The organism is Desulfobaculum sp., from assembly GCF_054921475.1.
On the sequence record NZ_JBUDSW010000373.1, the window covers coordinates 1 to 2,531 of the forward strand.

3 protein-coding genes and 1 pseudogene are annotated in these 2,531 nt (G+C 65.3%); all 4 read left to right on the forward strand.

The genetic code is table 11. From position 1 onward, the window contains the following. Positions 1–178: 178 nt before the first annotated feature. Positions 179–1,135: a phage tail tube protein gene (locus ACY69P_RS16080; protein WP_462328214.1), complete on the forward strand. Its 957-nt coding sequence runs from the start codon at positions 179–181 to the stop codon at positions 1,133–1,135. After that, positions 1,135–1,470, forward strand: coding sequence for a hypothetical protein (locus tag ACY69P_RS16085; protein ID WP_462328215.1), 336 nt, complete (start codon positions 1,135–1,137; stop codon positions 1,468–1,470). The genes ACY69P_RS16080 and ACY69P_RS16085 overlap by 1 nt, the downstream gene beginning before the upstream one ends. Positions 1,471–1,508: 38 nt before the next feature. Beyond that, a pseudogene (locus tag ACY69P_RS16090) lies at positions 1,509–1,733 on the forward strand (DUF1799 domain-containing protein); the annotation flags it as partial. Further along, a partial coding sequence (locus ACY69P_RS16095) for a phage tail tape measure protein (RefSeq protein ID WP_462328216.1) occupies positions 1,730–2,531 on the forward strand: 802 nt, incomplete at its 3' end. The pseudogene ACY69P_RS16090 and the gene ACY69P_RS16095, both read left to right, overlap by 4 nt.

Sequence of the window (2,531 nt, forward strand, 5' to 3'; positions counted from 1 at the left end):
AAGTGGAGGAGTTGGCCGCGCTGGTGCTGGACGCCCTCTCCCGCACGCCCTACCGGCCGCAAACGGTGGAGGGAGAACTTTTCCCGGATGCCTATCCGCTGGTGATGAAGGGGCTGGAAATCACAACCGCAACCGACGCCGTGCTCGACGGCTCGCGCGACTGGTAGGAGGTACGCGTATGAATCCGCAGGCCAGAGGCTACAAAAGCCGCATCGCTCTCGACTTTGAAAAAGCATTCCGCACGCCGCCGGACATCCCCGGCGCCGTGGTTGTGCCCATTAACGGGTACAGCGTGCGGGGCAGCCGCGCCAAAAACAACAGCGACACCATCACGGGCACGCGCAACCCCGTGATGCCCTTTGACGGGAATCTGGATGTATCCGGCCAGGTGACGGTGCCCGTGGACTCCTGCGCATTTTGGTACTGGCTGACGGCCGCCTTTGGCGCGCCCGAAACCACGGGCACGGGACCGTACACGCACACCTTCACCGTGGGCGACTCCCAGCCGAGCATGATTCTGGAGAACCGCTTTGCCACCACGCCCGTGAGCTACGCCACCTGCGCGGGGTGCAAGGTGGGCAGCCTGTCCATGAGTGTGGGCGGTGACGGCGAGCTGACCGCCGGGCTGGACATCATGGGCGCCACCGAGGAGTTTTCGCCGTCGCCCTATCAGGCCGACCCCACCCCGCTCTCCCTGAAGCGCCTGAACAACTTTCAGGCCAGCGTGAAGGAAGGCGGGCAGGTGCTGGGCATCGGCACGGCGATGGACTTTGACATCAACTTCAATCTGGACGGCGACGGCTACGTGATCGGTGGCGGCGGCGTACGCGGGGACATCCCCGAGGGGCTGCTGTCCGTCTCCGGCTCCATGACGTGTCTGTTCACGGATATGACCCTGCTGGACAAGGCCATGACCAGCGAAGAAACGAGCCTTGAAATCACCTTTGACGGCGGCGCGGACTCGCGCCTGATCTTTGCGTTTAACGAGGTGCAGTTCTCCCGCCAGACGCCGGGCGTGGACGGCCCCCAAGGCATCCGGCTGGAACTGCCGTGGCAGGCCTATCTGGACGACCACGCGGGCGGCTCCGCCGTTGTGGTGACCCTGACCAACAATGACGCCCACGAGGTGCTGTAATGGATATTACCCTGACGAACGGCGAGGCCTTTTCCATCGCCTCCCTGAGCCGCACGGACGCCAAGACCATGAGCCGGCGTGAACGCGCCCTGGACCGGACCGACGAAGACGCCGTGAACGACCACGTGGACGCGGTGCTGCACGCCGCCTACGGCGAAGCCACGTGCCAGACGCTGAGCGAAAGTAACCGCGACACGCTGGCGGTGTATCACGCCACCGTGGCCTTCACCTATGGCGCCACCGAAGAGGCCATAAAAAACTTGTTTCGGTCTGGGAGTGGGAGTCCGACCCAGACCGAGCAGCCTACTGCGCCGACTGCCGAAAGCACCACCTAGGCCCGCCACACTGCGCCGGCTGCGAGTGGCAAGACGGCCGCCCGCAGCTGCACGCAGACAACGCCGAGGCCTACCGCCTGTGGCGGGCGGCCTGCACCCAGTGGCGCGCCACGGGCTTTGGCGTGGTGGGGCTGGACTACCCCGCCCTCTTTGCCGTGGCCGACATTGTGGACGTGGACGTGACGCCAAGGGTGCTGGAGCTGGTGCAGGCGTTGGAGCGGTTTGAACTGCAACGAGCGAGTGAGAGGAACGAGACCACATGAGCAACCTGCATACACGCATCATTGTCTCCGCGCGAGACACCGCGACGGCAACGTTCCGACGCACCTCGGCCAGTGTGCAGGGGCTGACGCGCAACGTCATGTCCTTGCAGGGCGCGCTGGTTGGCCTTGGTGCGGGCGTAGCCCTGCACCACGTGCTGGACCAGTTTGCCACGCTGGACGACGGGCTCATTGGCATCAAGAAGACCACGGGCTTGAGCGGCGATGCATTGGCCGGGCTTGGCGAAGACATCCAGCAGTTGACCACCTCAATCCCTGCTACGACAGGTGAACTGGTGGCGATTGCTCAGGCGGCGGGTCAGTTGGGCGTGCAGGGCCGGAACGACATCCTCGCGTTTACCGAGACTGTGGGCATGCTGGGCCTGGCCATGGATATGACAGGGGAGCAGGCAGCGACCACACTGGCCCGTATGCTGAACGTTGCCGGCGAAGCCGCCAGCGAGGTGGATACGCTGGGCGCCGTTATCGTGGCGCTGGGGAACCAGTTTGCGGCCACGGAAAGCGAAATTGCGGCCGTTGGTACTGAGGTGGGACAGGCCACGGCCGCCTTTGAAGTGAGCAGCGCGGAAGCCGCTGCCCTTGGCGCAGCGCTCAAGAGCATGGGCGTGCGCGCGGAGCTGGGCGGCTCTGCCGTTGGGCGCGTGTTCCGCGCCATTGACGCCAGCCTGCGCGCAGGCGGCGACCAGCTCCGCGAGTTGGAACGCCTAACAGGACGCACCGGGACGGAGTTGCGCCGCATCTTTGCCACGGACTCGCCCGAGGCGTTCCGCCTGTTTGTGG

What these genes read in the sequence shown, in the direction of transcription:
- ACY69P_RS16080 (WP_462328214.1), top strand. Translation starts at nt 179, where the DNA reads ATGAATCCGCAGGCCAGAGGCTACAAAAGCCGCATCGCTCTCGACTTT.
- ACY69P_RS16085 (WP_462328215.1), top strand. Translation starts at nt 1,135, where the DNA reads ATGGATATTACCCTGACGAACGGCGAGGCCTTTTCCATCGCCTCCCTG.